General features: G+C 66.5%; 12 protein-coding genes. 2 read left to right on the top strand and 10 right to left on the bottom strand.

The genetic code is table 11. From position 1 onward, the window contains the following. Positions 1–84: 84 nt before the first annotated feature. The gene (locus F9288_RS19050; protein ID WP_174838233.1) at positions 85–486 is read right to left on the bottom strand and encodes an EVE domain-containing protein; all 402 of its coding nucleotides are present in this window, start codon (positions 484–486) and stop codon (positions 85–87) included. A gap of 133 nt (positions 487–619) precedes the next feature. Here F9288_RS19050 and F9288_RS19045 point away from each other — a divergent pair, with 133 nt between their 5' ends. Both F9288_RS19045 and F9288_RS19040 read left to right on the top strand, forming a co-directional pair. After that, entirely contained in the window at positions 620–964 is a 345-nt protein-coding gene (locus F9288_RS19045) for a hypothetical protein (RefSeq protein WP_174838232.1), read from the top strand. Between the two features lie 99 nt (positions 965–1,063). Beyond that, the gene (locus F9288_RS19040) at positions 1,064–1,333 is read left to right on the top strand and encodes a DUF3297 family protein (RefSeq protein WP_174838231.1); all 270 of its coding nucleotides are present in this window, start codon (positions 1,064–1,066) and stop codon (positions 1,331–1,333) included. On the opposite strand, the gene F9288_RS19035 is transcribed toward F9288_RS19040, so the two are convergent. The 9 genes from F9288_RS19035 to F9288_RS18995 all read right to left on the bottom strand — a co-directional run bounded on the left by F9288_RS19035 (position 1,330) and on the right by F9288_RS18995 (position 14,675). Continuing rightward, on the bottom strand, positions 1,330–2,229 hold the full coding sequence (locus F9288_RS19035) for an intradiol ring-cleavage dioxygenase (protein WP_174838230.1): 900 nt from the start codon (positions 2,227–2,229) through the stop codon (positions 1,330–1,332). The two genes, F9288_RS19040 and F9288_RS19035, sit on opposite strands and share 4 nt — an antisense overlap. A 136-nt stretch (positions 2,230–2,365) precedes the next feature. Continuing rightward, on the bottom strand, positions 2,366–4,222 hold the full coding sequence (locus F9288_RS19030) for an ABC-F family ATP-binding cassette domain-containing protein (protein ID WP_174838229.1): 1,857 nt from the start codon (positions 4,220–4,222) through the stop codon (positions 2,366–2,368). Between the two features lie 70 nt (positions 4,223–4,292). After that, positions 4,293–5,096 carry a LytTR family DNA-binding domain-containing protein gene (locus F9288_RS19025; protein WP_174838228.1) on the bottom strand — a complete coding sequence of 268 codons (804 nt, stop codon included), beginning with the start codon at positions 5,094–5,096 and terminating at the stop codon, positions 4,293–4,295. 84 nt (positions 5,097–5,180) lie between these two features. Then, positions 5,181–6,242 (bottom strand): sensor histidine kinase, encoded by a 1,062-nt coding sequence (locus F9288_RS19020; protein ID WP_174839194.1) that lies wholly within the window; start codon positions 6,240–6,242, stop codon positions 5,181–5,183. Positions 6,243–6,444: 202 nt separating this feature from the next. After that, positions 6,445–9,897, bottom strand: coding sequence for a TonB-dependent receptor (locus F9288_RS19015; RefSeq protein ID WP_174838227.1), 3,453 nt, complete (start codon positions 9,895–9,897; stop codon positions 6,445–6,447). Between the two features lie 172 nt (positions 9,898–10,069). Further along, on the bottom strand, positions 10,070–12,196 hold the full coding sequence (ligA, locus tag F9288_RS19010) for an NAD-dependent DNA ligase LigA (protein WP_174838226.1): 2,127 nt from the start codon (positions 12,194–12,196) through the stop codon (positions 10,070–10,072). Between the two features lie 62 nt (positions 12,197–12,258). After that, entirely contained in the window at positions 12,259–13,827 is a 1,569-nt protein-coding gene (locus tag F9288_RS19005; protein ID WP_254620967.1) for an amino acid permease, read from the bottom strand. A 109-nt stretch (positions 13,828–13,936) separates the two neighbouring features. Beyond that, positions 13,937–14,329 (bottom strand): HIT domain-containing protein, encoded by a 393-nt coding sequence (locus F9288_RS19000; RefSeq protein WP_174838225.1) that lies wholly within the window; start codon positions 14,327–14,329, stop codon positions 13,937–13,939. Between the two features lie 10 nt (positions 14,330–14,339). Beyond that, complete coding sequence (locus tag F9288_RS18995; RefSeq protein WP_174839192.1) at positions 14,340–14,675, bottom strand: phosphoribosyl-ATP diphosphatase; 336 nt, start codon at positions 14,673–14,675, stop codon at positions 14,340–14,342. Positions 14,676–14,703: the final 28 nt, after the last annotated feature.

Raw genomic sequence — 14,703 nt, 5'->3', positions numbered from 1 at the left:
TCTCCCGACTCGTGCTGGTGCTCCACCCGCTGGCGATGGCCGCTAGGGGCAATTTGTGTCCGAATAATGAAAGGTATGAGGCCGTCAGCGCGCGGCCATCCGCTCGATCGCCGCCCATTCCGCATCGCCGACCGGGGAGACCGAGAGCCGCGATTGTCGCAGCATCGGCAGGGCCGCGAGCGCTGGTTCGGCCTTCATCGCGGCGAGCGTAACGGGGTGAGGCAATTGCGCGATCGGCTTGATCGCCACCGATACCCAATTGCCTTCGTCGCCGTCCTTGCGCGGGCCACGCGTTACCTCGGCGACACCCACGGCGGCCTTCTCCTTGCCGCTGTGATAGATCAGCGCGCGGTCGCCGGGGCGCATCGCGCGCAGGTGCGCGGCGGCGGCATTGTTGCGCACGCCGTCCCACTCGGTGCCGCCGTCGCGCACCAGATCGTCCCACGAATAGCTTTCGGGCTCGGATTTCAGCAGCCAATGTGACATGATGTCTCACCTAAACAGGGGGTGAATGCCGTATTCCGGCCTTATTCAGCCCGACTCGGCTAGCAAAGGCAACACGGTCGCACCATCGTGCGTTGGTCATGCGAACCGGTGTTGAGAGTTGTGGAGGTTCGAGATGAATGGCTTTCTGAAAAAGGTGGGCCTTGGCGCGGCGCTGGCCGCGACCGCGCTCGTTTCCGCCGCCCCGGCCGATGCGCAGCGCTGGGGTGGATATCGTCACTATGGCCACGGCTATCGTGGCGGTGACGCGGGTGCGGCGGCGCTGGTCGGCGGGATCGTGGGCCTCGGCATCGGCGCGGCGATCGCGTCGAACAATCGCCCCTATGGCTATTATGATCGCGGCTATTACGGGCCGCCGCCGGCTTATTATTACGAGCGCCCCTATTACCCGCGCTGCTGGACGAGCTGGCGCTGGGACCCCTATTGGGGCCGCGATGTGCCGGTGCGCGTCTGCCGCTGATCGCAGCAGGCTTCAACGAGGTCACGCAGGAGCGGCGCGGGTATCCCCCGCGCCGTTTTTGCGTTGGTTCGGCGGCGATGATCCGCTAAGCGCGCCGCCATGAGCGATACTCCTCCAGACCATCTGTCGATCGACCCCCGCAGCCCGCATTTCGCCCAGGAGGCGCTGGAACGCGGCGTCGGCATTCGCTTCAAGGGCGTGGAGCGCAAGGACGTCGAGGAATATTCGATCAGCGAAGGCTGGATCCGCGTCGCGCTCGGCAAGAAGGTCGATCGCCACGGCCGACCGCTGACGATCAAGCTCTCCGGCCCGGTCGAGGCATGGTTCGAGCGCCCGGCCGGGAGCGAAGGCGAGGACCAGGAAGCCTAGACCGCGATCCCGATCGTGTTGGTGGCGACATAGCCGGCGGCATTGCTGCCGGTGACGGATGCCGTCATCCGGGCGATCTGGGCCGACGTATTGTCGCCGAACACATTGTCGCTGGCGATGGTGATCCGCGCGAGGTTGGTGGCGCTGGCGGGATAGGTTGCGGTGTCGGCATAGACGGTGTCGCACACCGCCTGCGGCATCGCGATCTGCGAGATGAGCGCGGCGTTGCGCCCGCTCGTCGCGGCCGAGATGCTCGAATAGACCTCGAAATGGATGTGCGGCCAGCGCCCGCTGTAGCAGCCGGGGAAGACCATCGTGAACGTCACCTGCCCGTTGCCGTCCGTCACCTGCACGCCGCGCAGCCAGCTCTCGGCGGGCGCCGAATAGAGCGAATATTGCCCGTTGGCGTCGCAGCACCAGATGTAGATCGCATAGCCCGACAGCGGCGCGCATGAGGCGTTGGCGTTGACGAGGGTGAGCGTCAGCGTGAGCGTGACGCCCGGCGCGCTGCTGGTCGAGCCGATGAAGCTGGCGCGGATGTCGCCGCGCACCACGCCGCTGGCGGTGAGCACGTTCGAGGTGCTGCCGCTCGATGCGTTGGTGCCGTCGGCGGGATAAGGGCCGTTGGTCTCGGTCGGATCGGCGATGCAGGCCGACGGGGAGGCGGTGGAGGTCGCCGTCGGGGTCGGCGTGGGCGTGGGCGTTGCGGTGGACGAACTGGTCGTCGTGTCGGAACCGCCGCTGGTACCGTCGTCGCCGCATCCGGCGAGCAGCGCCATCGCGCCCGCGCCCGCCGCCCAGCGCAGCATCTGCCGGCGGCGCACCAGCCGCTCCATGACGGCCAGGTCGTGCGACAGGCCGCGATCGTGATCGTCCAGTCCGTGATGATGGTTCATTGCGCCGCTCCCGCAGGAAGCCGGGGCATCCGGCATCCTGTAAGGAAGCTGTAATCATCGCGGCGCGCCGGGATATTTCGCGATCGTTGCGCCGCCGTCGCGATGTTTCACGCGGCGGCGGCAATGTTGCAGCGTGTTACGCTTCCTCCAGCGCCTCGCTCGCTTCCAGCCAGCGCGCCTCGGCCGCCTCGATGCGGTCGGTCAGGTCGGCGCGGCGCTTCATCAGCTCGGTCATCGTCAGCCTGGCGAGCGCCTGATCCGCGGCGGCGGGATCGAACATCGCGTGATCGATCGCGGAGCGCTGGGCGGTGAGCTTCGCCAGCTCCGTCTCCGCCTCGCGCGCGGTCTTGCGCCATTCCTTCGCCGCCTCGCGCCGTTCGGCGGCGGCGCGGCGCTCGTCCTTGCGGTTGGCCTTCGCGCCTTCGGCCTTCGGCTCCTTCGCCAGCACCAGCGCGACATAATCGTCGAGGCTGCCGTCGAACTCGTGCGCCGTGCCGCCGTCGACCAGCACCAGCCGGTCGGCGGTAAGCTCCACCATATGCCGGTCGTGGCTGACGATCAGCACCGCGCCCTTGTAGCCCGCCAGCGCCTGCACCAGCGCCTCGCGCGCATCGACGTCGAGGTGGTTGGTTGGCTCGTCGAGGATGAGGAGGTGCGGCGCGTCGCGGGTGATGAGCGCCAGCGCGAGCCGCGCCTTCTCCCCGCCGGACATCTTGCCGACCTGCCCGGTCGCGCGATCGCCGGAGAAGCCGAAGCGGCCGAGCTGCGCGCGCACCGCCGCCGGGGTCGCGCCGCGCATCACGCGCGTCATATGCGCGAGCGGTGTGTCGTCGGCGTCCAACTCCTCGACCTGATATTGCGTGAAATAGCCTACCTTCATCCGGTTGGAGGCGGCCATATCCCCCTCCATCGGCGCGAGCTGGGCGGCGATCAGGCGGGCGAGGGTGGTCTTGCCGTTGCCGTTGCGGCCGAGCAGCGCGATGCGGTCGTCCGGGTCGAGCCGCAGGTTGAGACGCCTGAGCACCGGCGTCTCGCCATAGCCGACCGCCGCATGATCGAGCGTGATGAGCGGCGGGCGCAGCGGATCGGGATCGGGGAAGTCGAACGACAGGCTGGGATCGTCCGCCAGCTCGGCGATCGGCTGGAGCCTCGCGAGCATCTTCGCGCGGCTCTGCGCCTGCTTGGCGGTGGAGGCGCGGGCGGAGTTGCGGGCGATATAATCCTGCAATTTCGCGCGCTGGGCATCCTGGTTGGCACGCGCGGCGGCGAGCTGCGCCATCCGCTCGGCGCGCTGGCGCTCGAAGGAATCATAGCCGCCGGCATATAGCGTGGTCTTGCCGCCTTGCAGGTGCAGGATGTGATCGACCACATTGTTGAGGAAATCACGCTCGTGGCTGACCACCACGATCGTCGCGCGATAGGATTTGAGGAAATCCTCCAGCCACATCACCGCCTCCAGATCGAGGTGGTTCGACGGCTCGTCGAGCAGCAGCAGGTCGGGCTGGGAGAACAGCAATGCGGCCAGCGCCACGCGCATCCGCCAGCCGCCGGAAAAGCTGTCGAGCGGGCGCTGCTGCGCCTCCTCGTCGAAGCCGAGGCCGACAAGGATGCGCGCCGCGCGGGCAGGGGCGGCGTGGGCGTCGATCGCGATCAGCCGCTCGTGGATGTCGCTGATCCGGTGCGGATCGGTGGCGGTCTCGGCCTCCGCCATCAGGTGCGCGCGCTCGACGTCCGCCGCGAGCACCGCCTCGAACGGCGTCGTCTCGCCGGCCGGGGCCTCCTGCGCGATATAGCCGATGCGCGCGCCGCGCGGCATCTCGATCGCGCCGGCATCCGGCTCGATCATCCCGGCGATCGCCTTCACCAGCGTCGACTTGCCGGCGCCGTTGCGGCCGATCAGCCCGACGCGGCTCCCCGGCGGCAGCGAGGCGCTCGCGCCGTCGAGGATCGCGCGCCCGCCGAGGCGGACGGTGATGGCATTGAGGGTAAGCATGGCGCGCGCCTAGCAGAGCGGAGCGCGCGCCGCCAGCGAGGCGGCGCGGCTCTCTCCGGCCCGGCGCGCGTCAGTGGACGAACCGCGCCACAACGTCGCGATAGGAGCGGCTGACCTTCACCTGCGCGCCCGAATCGAGCACCAGGAAGCATTCGCCGTTGGTGTGCGGCTTCACCTGCTTGACGAGATCGAGGTTGACGATCGTCGAGCGATGGACGCGCTGGAAGCGGCGCGGGTCCAGGCGCTTTTCCAGGTCCTTCATCGTCTCGCGCAGGACGAGCGAATTGTCGCCGGTCTTGATGACCATGTAATCGCCCGCCGCCTCGATCAGCTCGATCGTGTCGACATCGACGCGGAAGATCTGGCCGCGATCCTTGATGTTGATGAGCTTCTCGAAGCGGTTGGCGTTGACATGGTCGCCGTCGCCGCCGGCCATTTCCGCCGCCGCTTCCGGCGCGTGCTCGGCCAGCGCCTCCTTGAGCTTCTCGGTCTCCTCGGCGCCCTTGCGCTCCGCGAGGCGCTGGCGCACGCGGTCCAGCGTATCGGCGAGGCGCGCTTCCTCGACCGGCTTCATCAGATAATCGACCGCCTGCGCCTCGAAGGCGCGCAGCGCGTGGTCCGAATATGCGGTCACGAACACGAACAGCGGCGGTTCCACTTCCATCAGCCCCTGCACGACGGAGAAACCGTCGAAGCCGGGCATCTGGATATCGAGGAACACTAGATCGGGCTTATGCGTCTTGATCGCGCTGATCGCCTCGCGCCCGTTCTGGCACTTGGCGATGATCTCGACATCCTCATGGGTCTGGAGCCGCAGTTCGAGGCCCTGTATCGCCAACGGTTCATCGTCGACCAGAATGGTGCGGATGGTCATTGCCTGGGTATTCTCCAATACATCCGCCGCGCCCAATTCATCCGTCCAGCGCGACGGCTTCATTTACTCCACACCCCTGTTGACTCACTCGAGCTGGAACGGGATCTCTATCTCGACCCCGAACCCGCCCGCCGGCATGGCCTGGATCTCGAAACGATGATCCGCCCCGTAGGCCTGCGCCAGGCGCTCCCTGATATTGGCGATGCCGACGCCGGTTGAAAGACTCGGCCGGTTTTTCGTTCCCTGCAAGCCCGGTCCGGTGTCAGATACGCCGATCTGCACGCGATCCCCGGCGAGCCGCGCGCTGATGTGGATTTCGGCCCCTTCCTCCTGCGGCGTGACAGCATATTTGATCGCATTCTCGACCAGCGGCTGGAGCAGCAGCGACGGCAGGTGCGCCTTCTCCACCGCCGGATCGATATCGAATTGCGGGCGCAGCCGTTCCTCGAAACGCATCTTCTCGATCTCCAGATAGAGCTTCAGCGTCTCTATCTCCTGCGCCATCGTGACGTGCGCGGTCGGCTCGTTGATCAGCGTGTAGCGCAGGAAGGAGGCGAGGCGGGAGAGCATCGCATTGGCGCGCTCCGTCTGCTTCAGCAGCACCAATGTCGAGATCGAGTTCAGCGTGTTGAACAGGAAATGCGGATTGAGCTGATAGCGTAGCATCGCGAGCTGCGCGGAGGAAGCCTGCGTCTCCAGATGCTGCATCTGGTCGATCTGTTCCTCGATGATAAGGTAGAAGTTGATCCCGAAATAGAGCGCCGACCAGCCCGCCAGCACGGTGAAATTGAGGAACAGCGCGCCGATCAGCAGCTTCACGTCGATGCCGGGCGCGGCGAACTTGATGAAGCTGAACGAGAAAGTGTCGAGCAGCGCGTAGAGGAACGTCGCCGCGCCGAGCGTCAGCAGCGTCAGCATGATCCCGGCGATGCGCGGGAAGCTGCGGTAATAGCCGTAGAGCGTCGAGAGCAGCAGCGTGATGCAATAGCCGACGATCGTCTCGATGATGTTGGTGGTGATGCCTTGCAGCGTGAAGCCGTTCGAGATGCTCGATACGGTGCGCAGGATCAGATAGCCGGACCAGCCCGCCGCCTGGAGGAACCAGAAGGCGCGCGCCTTGTCCTCGAAGAACGGGCGGGCGAACATCGTGGGCGCGCGGATCGGCGTCGCCGGAAAGGGCAGCGGCGGAGGAGCGTCCGCCGCAGGTGTCGGGCTGGTGTTGGGGGCCGTGAACGAGGTCGCCATCGCCGCCGCCTTACACGCCCCGGCGCAACGGTGCAAAAACAAGCGGGCCGCCGCTCCCGCGAAGGGAGCGACGGCCCGTAAGGGTTTGCCGAAAGGCGGGCGCTCAGAAGCTGAAGCGCGCGCCGATGCGGATCGTGTAGAGCGACTGGTTCACGTAGATCTGATCCGTCGGCTTCACGAAGTCGTTGGTGCCGCCCAGCGGCGAGTATTTATACTGTGCGCAAGGCTGCCCGGTGCTGGTCGCCACGGCGCTGCCCGGCTGACCGGCCGGTGCCGTCAAGCACTGCACCTGGGTAACCGCCGCGTTATACGGGAAGACATATTCGCGGAGCTGCCCCCACTTCTTGTTGAGGAAGTTGGTGAAGTTTTCGATGTCGGCGAACACCTGCACCTTGGAACCGAACAGGCCGGTCGGCAGCTCCTGCGCGACGTGCAGGTCGATGCGGGTGAACCACGGCGAGTTGAAGCCGTTACGTGGCGCGACCTTGCCACGGTACTTGCCAAGGCCCGAGGCGTCGATGAACGCGTTCAGCTTGTTCTGGTAATCGGTCGAGCTGTACGAAACGAGCGGATCGTTCACCAACGGCACGTACATCAGATAGCGTTGGCCTGCCGTGCTGGTGGCCGTGCTGCGCCCGGTGACGCCGAACACCGCCGAGCGGCCGGAGCCGAAGTCCTGGAACGTATAGCTGAACGGGCGGCCGATACGGGTCTCCCCGAACAGCGCGATCGAGGTCTTGTTGTCGCCGAAGAAGGCGTGATCGAACGTCACGCCATATTTGAACATGTGGCGCACCTCGTCGTTCGACGTGCCGTAGGCCACGTTGTTCGGATCGACGAACGCGCCGTTCGAATAGTTCGAGCCGGCGGTCGAGGAGGTCGCGGGCGACTGATCCTTGATGTTCTGGAACGTGTAGCTGCCGTAGATGCTCAGCCCCATATCCCACGACTTGTCGACGCGCGCGACCGCGACCCACGACCGGCCCTTGTCCGTATTGGTCATCAGGATATCGGTGTTGGTGTCGCTTGATGGTAGGCCGGTCTTGGAGTCGAGAGCCACGTTCTGATAGCGGATGCGGCCGTCCGGCGTCAGCGCATTGGCCGGGTTCGTCACCGGGGTCGAGCGGATGTCGGTGAAGAACACCTGGTTGCGGACCTTCGAGTAGAGCAGGTCGGCGCCGAACAGCCAGTTGTCGCCAAGCGGGCCAAGGTTGGCGTTATACTCGCCCGTCAGCGTGGCGCGCCATTGCGACGGCGTCTTGAAGTTGCGGTCGATGGCATTGATCGGCGCAAGCGTGTTCACCGTGGCGTTGGTCAGCACCTGATTGGCGAGCGACGGGATGCTCTTGCCCGTCACGTTCGTCAGAATCGCGTTGGCGTCCGTCGGGTCGACCGGCGTGCCGGTGTAGCCGGTAGCCGTGCGGCTGATCGAGATCGAGTTGGTCAGTACGCCCGTGTTCGAGAAGCTGTTCGACACGTACACGTCCGGCGCGCCGCCGCCGAAGATGCCGCCGCCGCCACGGAAGCTCAGGCGCGGCGCGGGCTTCCAATCGAAGCCGAAGCGCGGCTGGAACAGGCCGAGACCGCCAATGTTGACCGAGTTCGGCCCAACCAGGATGGTCCGGCCGTTGACATAGGCGCCGCCGATGTAGCGATTGACGTAGGCCTGGCTGAGCGCCGGCCGGTCATGCTGCGCGAAAAGGTCGTAGCGCGCGCCGAAGCTGACGTTGAACGTGTCGGAAATGCGCCACTGATCCATCAGGCCAAAGGTATAGCTCTGGTAATGGAAGTTGGCGGCCGCGTCGTCCGGGTTCAGCGACGGGATCGCGTTGGCATAGGTGATCGAACTGGCGCGCTGGTTCTGGAAATCCTCAATCGAGTCGAAATAATAATTTCCGGCACTGTTCTGAAGGAAGGCGTTGAATACGCTCACCGCCGCGACCTCGGTGAAGAGGCGAACGTCGTGATTGTCTATCGTCAGGCGCGCCTGCAGCAAGCCGCCCCAGGTGGTGGTGCGCAGTTCGTTGGTCTGGCGCGAGTTGTCCGGGCCGAACGAAACGACCGCGTCGGTGCCAACCTCATCGGCGCTGGTGCGTTCGCAGCCTGTCGGCGAGACGGTGGCGTTGATTGCGCTGACGATGCTGTTGGTCGGATTGGTGCAGACGCGGAACTGTGCGAAGCCCTTGCCCATCAGCGGCTGCTGGATACGGGTGTAGTTTTTGTAATAACCGCGCGCCTCGGTCGAGAAATTGTCCGACCAGTCGGCGTTCCACTGCACCACGCCGGTGTGCAGGCGGTTGCCCTGGATATAGGCGTTCGACGCCAGGCCGAGGCCGGGGCTGCCGGTGGTGATCGACGAATAGGTGTTGTTGAGCAGGTTGATCGCGTCATTGGCGTAGGTGTAGGTCAACGACAGACGCTGGCGATCCGACAGGTTGGCATCGATGCGCGCCACGATGCGGTCGTCCTTGTCTCCCAGATCGTGCAGCACGGTGCCGGTGTTGTAGCCGTACACGGTCTTGGCGATCTGCGACACCTGATCGACCTGCGCCTGCGTCAGGTTCGGAATGGCGGTGCCGACATTATTGTCGATCGGGCCTTCCGCGATCGGGCGGCCGCCGCGCAGCCGCTCGCCGGCGACCATGAAGAACAATTTATCCTTGATGATCGGGCCGGAAAGCTCGGCACCGAAGTTCTGGATCTTGAAATCGGGAACGCTGGTGTGGCCGCTCGGGATACCTGGTCCCGGCTTCGTGTCCTTGCCGACCAGCCCGTCGCCCATATAGGAATAGAAGCCGGTGCCGTGGAACGAATTGGTGCCGGACTTCAGCACGATGTTGATCGCGCCGCCCTGGAAATTGCCCTCGCGCACGTCATAGGGCGCGACCTTCGCCTGGAACTGGCCGATCGCGTCGATCGGGATCGGCGAACGGCGGCTGGGCAAACCGTCGGTGTTGAGGCCGAAATTGTCGGTGATCGGCACGCCGTCCACCGAGAAGCGGTTGTAACGCGCATTCTGTCCCGCGAACGAGACGGCGCGGCCGCCAGTGGGGCTGTCGTCGAGACGGGCGAACGGATCGCGGCGCTCGAGATCGCGGATGTCGCGGTTGATGGTGGGGACGTTGGCGATGTCCGCCGCGGTCAGCACGGTGGCCGGGCCCTGCGATACAGTGCGGGCGTTCGGCAGGCGCGAGGCGGTGACGACGACGTCCTGCGCGGAGCCTTCGGTCTGCAGCTCGATCGGCAGCTCATAGACCTGCGCGACCGTGGTGTTGACGTCGGTGATCTGCGTCTTGGCGAAGCCGGTCGCGGTTACGGAGACGGTGTAGGGGCCGCCGGGGCGCAGGCCGTTGGCGATGAAGCCGCCGTTGCCGTCGGTGACGGTGGTGCTGGTGGTGCCGGTCGGCACGTTCACGATCGTCACGGTCGCGCCGGCGACCGGGGCGCCGCCCGACGTCACCGAGCCGCGAATCGACGAAGTGGTTTCCTGCGCCGTGGCTGCAACCGGCGCGATGAGCGCAGCCGCAGCCACGCCCAGAAATAGGCTAGTACGCATCGTTCCTGTTCCCCTTGCGAGCTTCTGCTCAGGTTCCCGGCGGTTCCCTGACCGTCCGCCGAGCCCGTGCCTTCGCATTATTAAGCTACGATGACAGCCGCGAGTCGATTTCGTCCCCGCTTCAGACTCGACTCATGAGGCGTTGCAAAAAAGCGACACTTTCGTCGCGAAATCAGCCCGCTGCGGCGACGATCGCCTGCCAGCCGGCCTCGTCCACCACGCGGATGCCGAGGTCGGCGGCCTTTTTCGCCTTCGATCCCGCGCCGGGGCCGGCGACGACGAGGTCGGTCTTGGCGGAGACCGAGCCGGCGACGCGCGCGCCGAGCGATTCGGCCTGCGCCTTGGCCTCGTCGCGGCTCATCGTCTCCAGCGTGCCGGTGAACACCACCGTCTTGCCCGACACCTCCGAGGCGCGGGTTTCGTGGGTCACGTCGGCCGGCGTCACCTGCGTCAGGAGGTCGCGAACCGCCTCGTCATTCTGCTCCTCGGCGAAGAAGTCGATCAGCGCGAGCGCCACCTCCGGCCCGACCTGCTTGGTATCGGCGATCGCGGCGAGTTCCTTGGCGGTGCGCTGGAGCAACTTGTCATCGCTCTCGCCGATCGCCTGGAGCATCGAATCGCGTTTCTCGATTCCCGTTTGCACCATCGCGCGGAACGCCGCCCAGCTTTGCCAGCGGCGGGCGAGATCGCGCGCCGTCACCTCGCCGATATGGCGGATGCCGAGCGCGAACAGCAGCCGGTCGAGCGGCGGGTTGCGCCTGGCATCGATCGCCGCGATCAGGTTGCGCGCCGACACCTCCGCCCAGCGCTCGCGGGCGAGCAACTGCTCCCCGGTCAGCCGGAAGATATCGGCGGGCCGCGCGATCAGGCCGTCGGCGAAGAAGCTCTCGACATTGGTGATGCCCAGCCCCTCGATATCGAGCGCGTGGCGCGAGGCGAAATGCCGCAGCCGCTCGACCTGCTGCGCCGGGCAGACGAGGCCGCCCGAACAGCGCCAGTCGACCTCGCCCGGCTCGCGCACCGCCTCGGAATGGCATTCGGGGCAATGGGTGGGGAAGGGCCATGGCGCGCGGCCCTCCTGGCGCGACAGGTTCTCGACGATCTGCGGGATCACGTCGCCGGCGCGCTGGACGACCACGCGGTCGCCTGGATGCGCGTCGAGCCGGGCGATCTCGTCGGCATTGTGCAGCGTCGCATTGGAGACGACCACGCCGCCCACCGTCACGGGCTTGAGGCGGGCGACGGGGGTGAGCTTGCCGGTGCGGCCGACCTGGATGTCGATGGCTTCGAGCGTGGTCTGCGCGCGCTCGGCGGGGAATTTGTGCGCGATTGCCCAGCGCGGCGCGCGCGCGACGAAGCCGAGCCGCTCCTGCCAGTCGAGCCGGTCGATCTTGTAGACCACGCCGTCGATGTCGAACGGCAGGTCGGCGCGCTCCGCCTCGATCGCGCGATAGCGCGCCAGCGCGGCGGCGGCGTCCGCGACGCGGGCGAGATCGTCGGCGACCGGGAAACCCCAGCCGCGGATCGCCTCCATCACCGCGAGCTGCGTATCGCCGGGCAGCGCGGACACCTCGCCCCAGCCGTGCGCGAGGAAGCGCAGCGGGCGGCTGGCGGTGACGGCGGCGTCCTTCTGGCGCAGCGAGCCGGCGGCGGCGTTGCGCGGGTTGGCGAACTGGCGCGCCTCCTTGCCGGTCTCCGCCGCCTCGGCCGCGAGCCGGGCGTTGAGCGCGGTGAAATCGGCCTTCGCCATATAGACCTCGCCGCGCACCTCGAACACGTCCGGTGCGCCGGCGGGCAGGCTTTGCGGGATATCCGCGATCGTCGCGACATTGGCTGTGACGTCCTCGCCGGTCGTGCCGTCGCCGCGCGTCAGCGCCTGGACGAGGCGGCGGTCCTCGTAGCGGAGCGAGCAGGAGAGGCCGTCGATCTTCGGCTCGGCGGTGAGCGTGACCGGCGTCTCGTCGCTGAGCCGCAGGAAGCGGCGGACGCGCGCGACGAACTCCTTCACCTCCTCGTCGGAGAAAGCGTTGTCGAGGCTGGTCATCGGCTTCGCGTGGCGCACCTTGGCGAGATGCGAGGCGGGCGCCGCGCCGACGAGGCGCGAGGGCGAATCGGCGCGGATCAGGTGCGGGAAGGCCGCCTCGATCGCGTTGTTGCAGCGGACGAGCGCGTCGTAATCGGCGTCGGAAATCTCCGGCGCGTCCTCGGTGTGATAGCGGCGGTTGTGGTGCGCGATCTCGCGCGCGAGCCGTTCAAGCTCGGCGGCGGCTGCGGGATCGTCGGAGGGGAGAGCGGTCATAGCCGCCCTCTAGCCCGTCCGCCCCCTCGTTGCGAAGGGGGTGAACGGGCGGAGGCGATCGATCAGGGCTGCTCGCCCACGGGCGCGACATATTCGCCCATGTCCTTGCCCTCGATCTCGTCGAGTCCCTTGTAGAGCCGCGAGTTGTGCATCCCATAGACGAAATACAGCACGATCGCGCCGATCGAATACCACAGGAAGAACATCAGCACCCGCGTCTCGATCGAGAAGATCAGGCCGAAGCAGAACAGGATGCCGAGGATCGGCAGCACCGGATAGAGCGGTACCTTGAAGCCACGCGGCAGATTCGGGTGCGTGCGGCGCAGCCACACCACCGTGAGGCAGACGATGCCGAACGCCGCCAGCGTGCCGACCGAAGTCATGTCTCCCAGCGTGTTGATGTCGAAGAAGCCCGCCGCCGCCGCGACGATCGCCGCGACGAGGATCGTGTTGACCCACGGCGTCTTGAAGCGCGGATGCACGTTGGCGAACACGCGCGGCAGCAGCCCGTCGCGTGCCATCGTGTAGAAGATGCGCGTCTGGCCGTACATCAGCACCAGCACGACCGAGGTGAGGCCAACGATCGCGCCGATCTTGACGATCTTCGCGAACCAGCCCCATTGCGGGCCGAGCGCGTCCACCGCCACCGCGACCGGATCGGGCACGTTGAGCAATTTGTAGTTCACGATCAGCGTCATCGTCACCGACACCAGCATGTAGATGACGGTGCAGACGACGAGGCTGCCGATGATGCCGATCGGCATGTCGCGCGCCGGGTTCTTCGCTTCCTGCCCGGCGGTGGAGACCGCCTCGAAGCCGATATAGGCGAAGAACACGATCGAGGCCGCGCGCATGATGCCACCCCAGCCGAACTCGCCCTTCGCGCCGGAGGGCGGCGGGATGAACGGCTCCCAATTGGCCTTCAGCGTGCCGAAATTCTGGATCACGAACCAGCCGACGATCAGGATGAACGCGATGATGACGCCCATCTTGACCACTACGATCGCGTTGTTGACCTTCGCGCTCTCGCTCACGCCGACGACCAGCAGCGCGCCGAGCAGCACGCAGATCATGAAGGCGGGGAGGTTGAACAGGTAGGTCAGCGGCGCGCCGTTGGCACCGAGCACCGCCGCGCCGTTCTGCATGATCGCATGGCCGCTCGGCCCGGTAAGCTCCACGGGTATGATGATGCCGTAATCGCGCAGTAGCGACACGACATAGCCCGACCAGCCGACCGCGACGACCGATGCCGCCAGCCCGTATTCGAGCAGCAGCAGCGCGCCCATCACCCAGGCGGCGAACTCGCCGATCGTGGTATATGAATAGGTATAGGCCGACCCCGATACGGGCAGGGTCGAGGAAAGCTCGGCATAGCACAGGCCCGCAAGCCCGCAGATCACGCCGGCGACGACGAACGAGATCAGCACCGCCGGCCCGGCATGGAGCGCCGCCGCGTTGCCGGTGCGCACGAAGATGCCCGCGCCGATGATGCAACCAATGCCGAGAAAAACGAGATTGGCCGCGCTGAGCGTTCGTTTCAGCTCGCTGGCCTGCGTCTCGCGCTGAACCTGCTCCACCGTCTTGCGGAGCGTCATCCGCGCGAGAAGACCTTCTGCGGGTCTGGTTGCCATAATCCTCCCTCGGCCGCCCCCGGACGGCCCGAATACGTTAAGCGCCGGAACCTAGCGGCGAATGCGCGGCTCGCCTAGCCCGAACGGGGCGGGTTGAGGGGAGGATGGATCAGCGGCGGCTGTCGTTCCGCACCAGCATCGGCCCGAGTTGCCGTCCGGCGAGGATATGGACGTGGAGGTGCGGCACCTCGGCATGGGAATCCAGCCCGGTGTTGGCGATCAGGCGATAGCCGCTTTCGACCAGCCCGGCCTCGCGCGCGACCTTGCCGGTGACGCGGACGAAGCTGGCGATTTCCGCGTCGGACGCCTTTTCGGAAAAATCGTCCCAGCTCACATAGGCGCCCTTCGGGATTACCAGCAGGTGCGTCGGCGCCCATGGCGCGATGTCGTGGAACACCAATGTATGTTCGTCCTCGAACACCTTTCGCGACCGGATCTCGCCGTGCAGGATCTTCGCGAAGATGTTCTGATCGTCATAGGGCTGGGTGGCGTCGACGGCCATGATGCGACTCCTATTCGGGGCGGAAGGAAAGCGGCCGGCCGGCTTTCTCGTCATGGCCGGACTGGCCCTCGCGACGCTCCAGTTCGCGGCGCACGTCGTCCAGCGTCAGGTCCGCGTCGGCGAGCAGGACGAGCAGGTGGAAGATCAGGTCCGCTGCCTCGGGGACGATCTTGGCGTCGTCGCCGGAGCAGGCGGCGATCACGGTTTCCACCGCTTCCTCGCCCAGCTTCTGCGCGATGCGCCTGCGTCCCTGGAAGAACAGGCTGGCGGTATAGGATTTCATCGCCGCCGCGTCCTTGCGCGCGCGGATCGTCGCCTCGAGGCGATCGAGCGTATCGTCGGCCATGCCGGCAGCGGTGCCGCGTGTGGCGCGC

Source organism: Sphingomonas sp. CL5.1, from assembly GCF_013344685.1.
Classification (GTDB): Bacteria; Pseudomonadota; Alphaproteobacteria; order Sphingomonadales; family Sphingomonadaceae; genus Sphingomonas.
This window is presented reverse-complemented; position numbering and strand designations above follow the sequence as displayed.

Coding starts and splice junctions, on each gene's coding strand:
- F9288_RS19050 (WP_174838233.1), bottom strand. CDS start 486: ATGTCACATTGGCTGCTGAAATCCGAGCCCGAAAGCTATTCGTGGGAC.
- F9288_RS19045 (WP_174838232.1), top strand. CDS start 620: ATGAATGGCTTTCTGAAAAAGGTGGGCCTTGGCGCGGCGCTGGCCGCG.
- F9288_RS19040 (WP_174838231.1), top strand. CDS start 1,064: ATGAGCGATACTCCTCCAGACCATCTGTCGATCGACCCCCGCAGCCCG.
- F9288_RS19035 (WP_174838230.1), bottom strand. CDS start 2,229: ATGAACCATCATCACGGACTGGACGATCACGATCGCGGCCTGTCGCAC.
- F9288_RS19030 (WP_174838229.1), bottom strand. CDS start 4,222: ATGCTTACCCTCAATGCCATCACCGTCCGCCTCGGCGGGCGCGCGATC.
- F9288_RS19025 (WP_174838228.1), bottom strand. CDS start 5,096: ATGACCATCCGCACCATTCTGGTCGACGATGAACCGTTGGCGATACAG.
- F9288_RS19020 (WP_174839194.1), bottom strand. CDS start 6,242: ATGTTCGCCCGCCCGTTCTTCGAGGACAAGGCGCGCGCCTTCTGGTTC.
- F9288_RS19015 (WP_174838227.1), bottom strand. CDS start 9,897: ATGCGTACTAGCCTATTTCTGGGCGTGGCTGCGGCTGCGCTCATCGCG.
- ligA (WP_174838226.1), bottom strand. CDS start 12,196: ATGACCGCTCTCCCCTCCGACGATCCCGCAGCCGCCGCCGAGCTTGAA.
- F9288_RS19005 (WP_254620967.1), bottom strand. CDS start 13,827: ATGGCAACCAGACCCGCAGAAGGTCTTCTCGCGCGGATGACGCTCCGC.
- F9288_RS19000 (WP_174838225.1), bottom strand. CDS start 14,329: ATGGCCGTCGACGCCACCCAGCCCTATGACGATCAGAACATCTTCGCG.
- F9288_RS18995 (WP_174839192.1), bottom strand. CDS start 14,675: ATGGCCGACGATACGCTCGATCGCCTCGAGGCGACGATCCGCGCGCGC.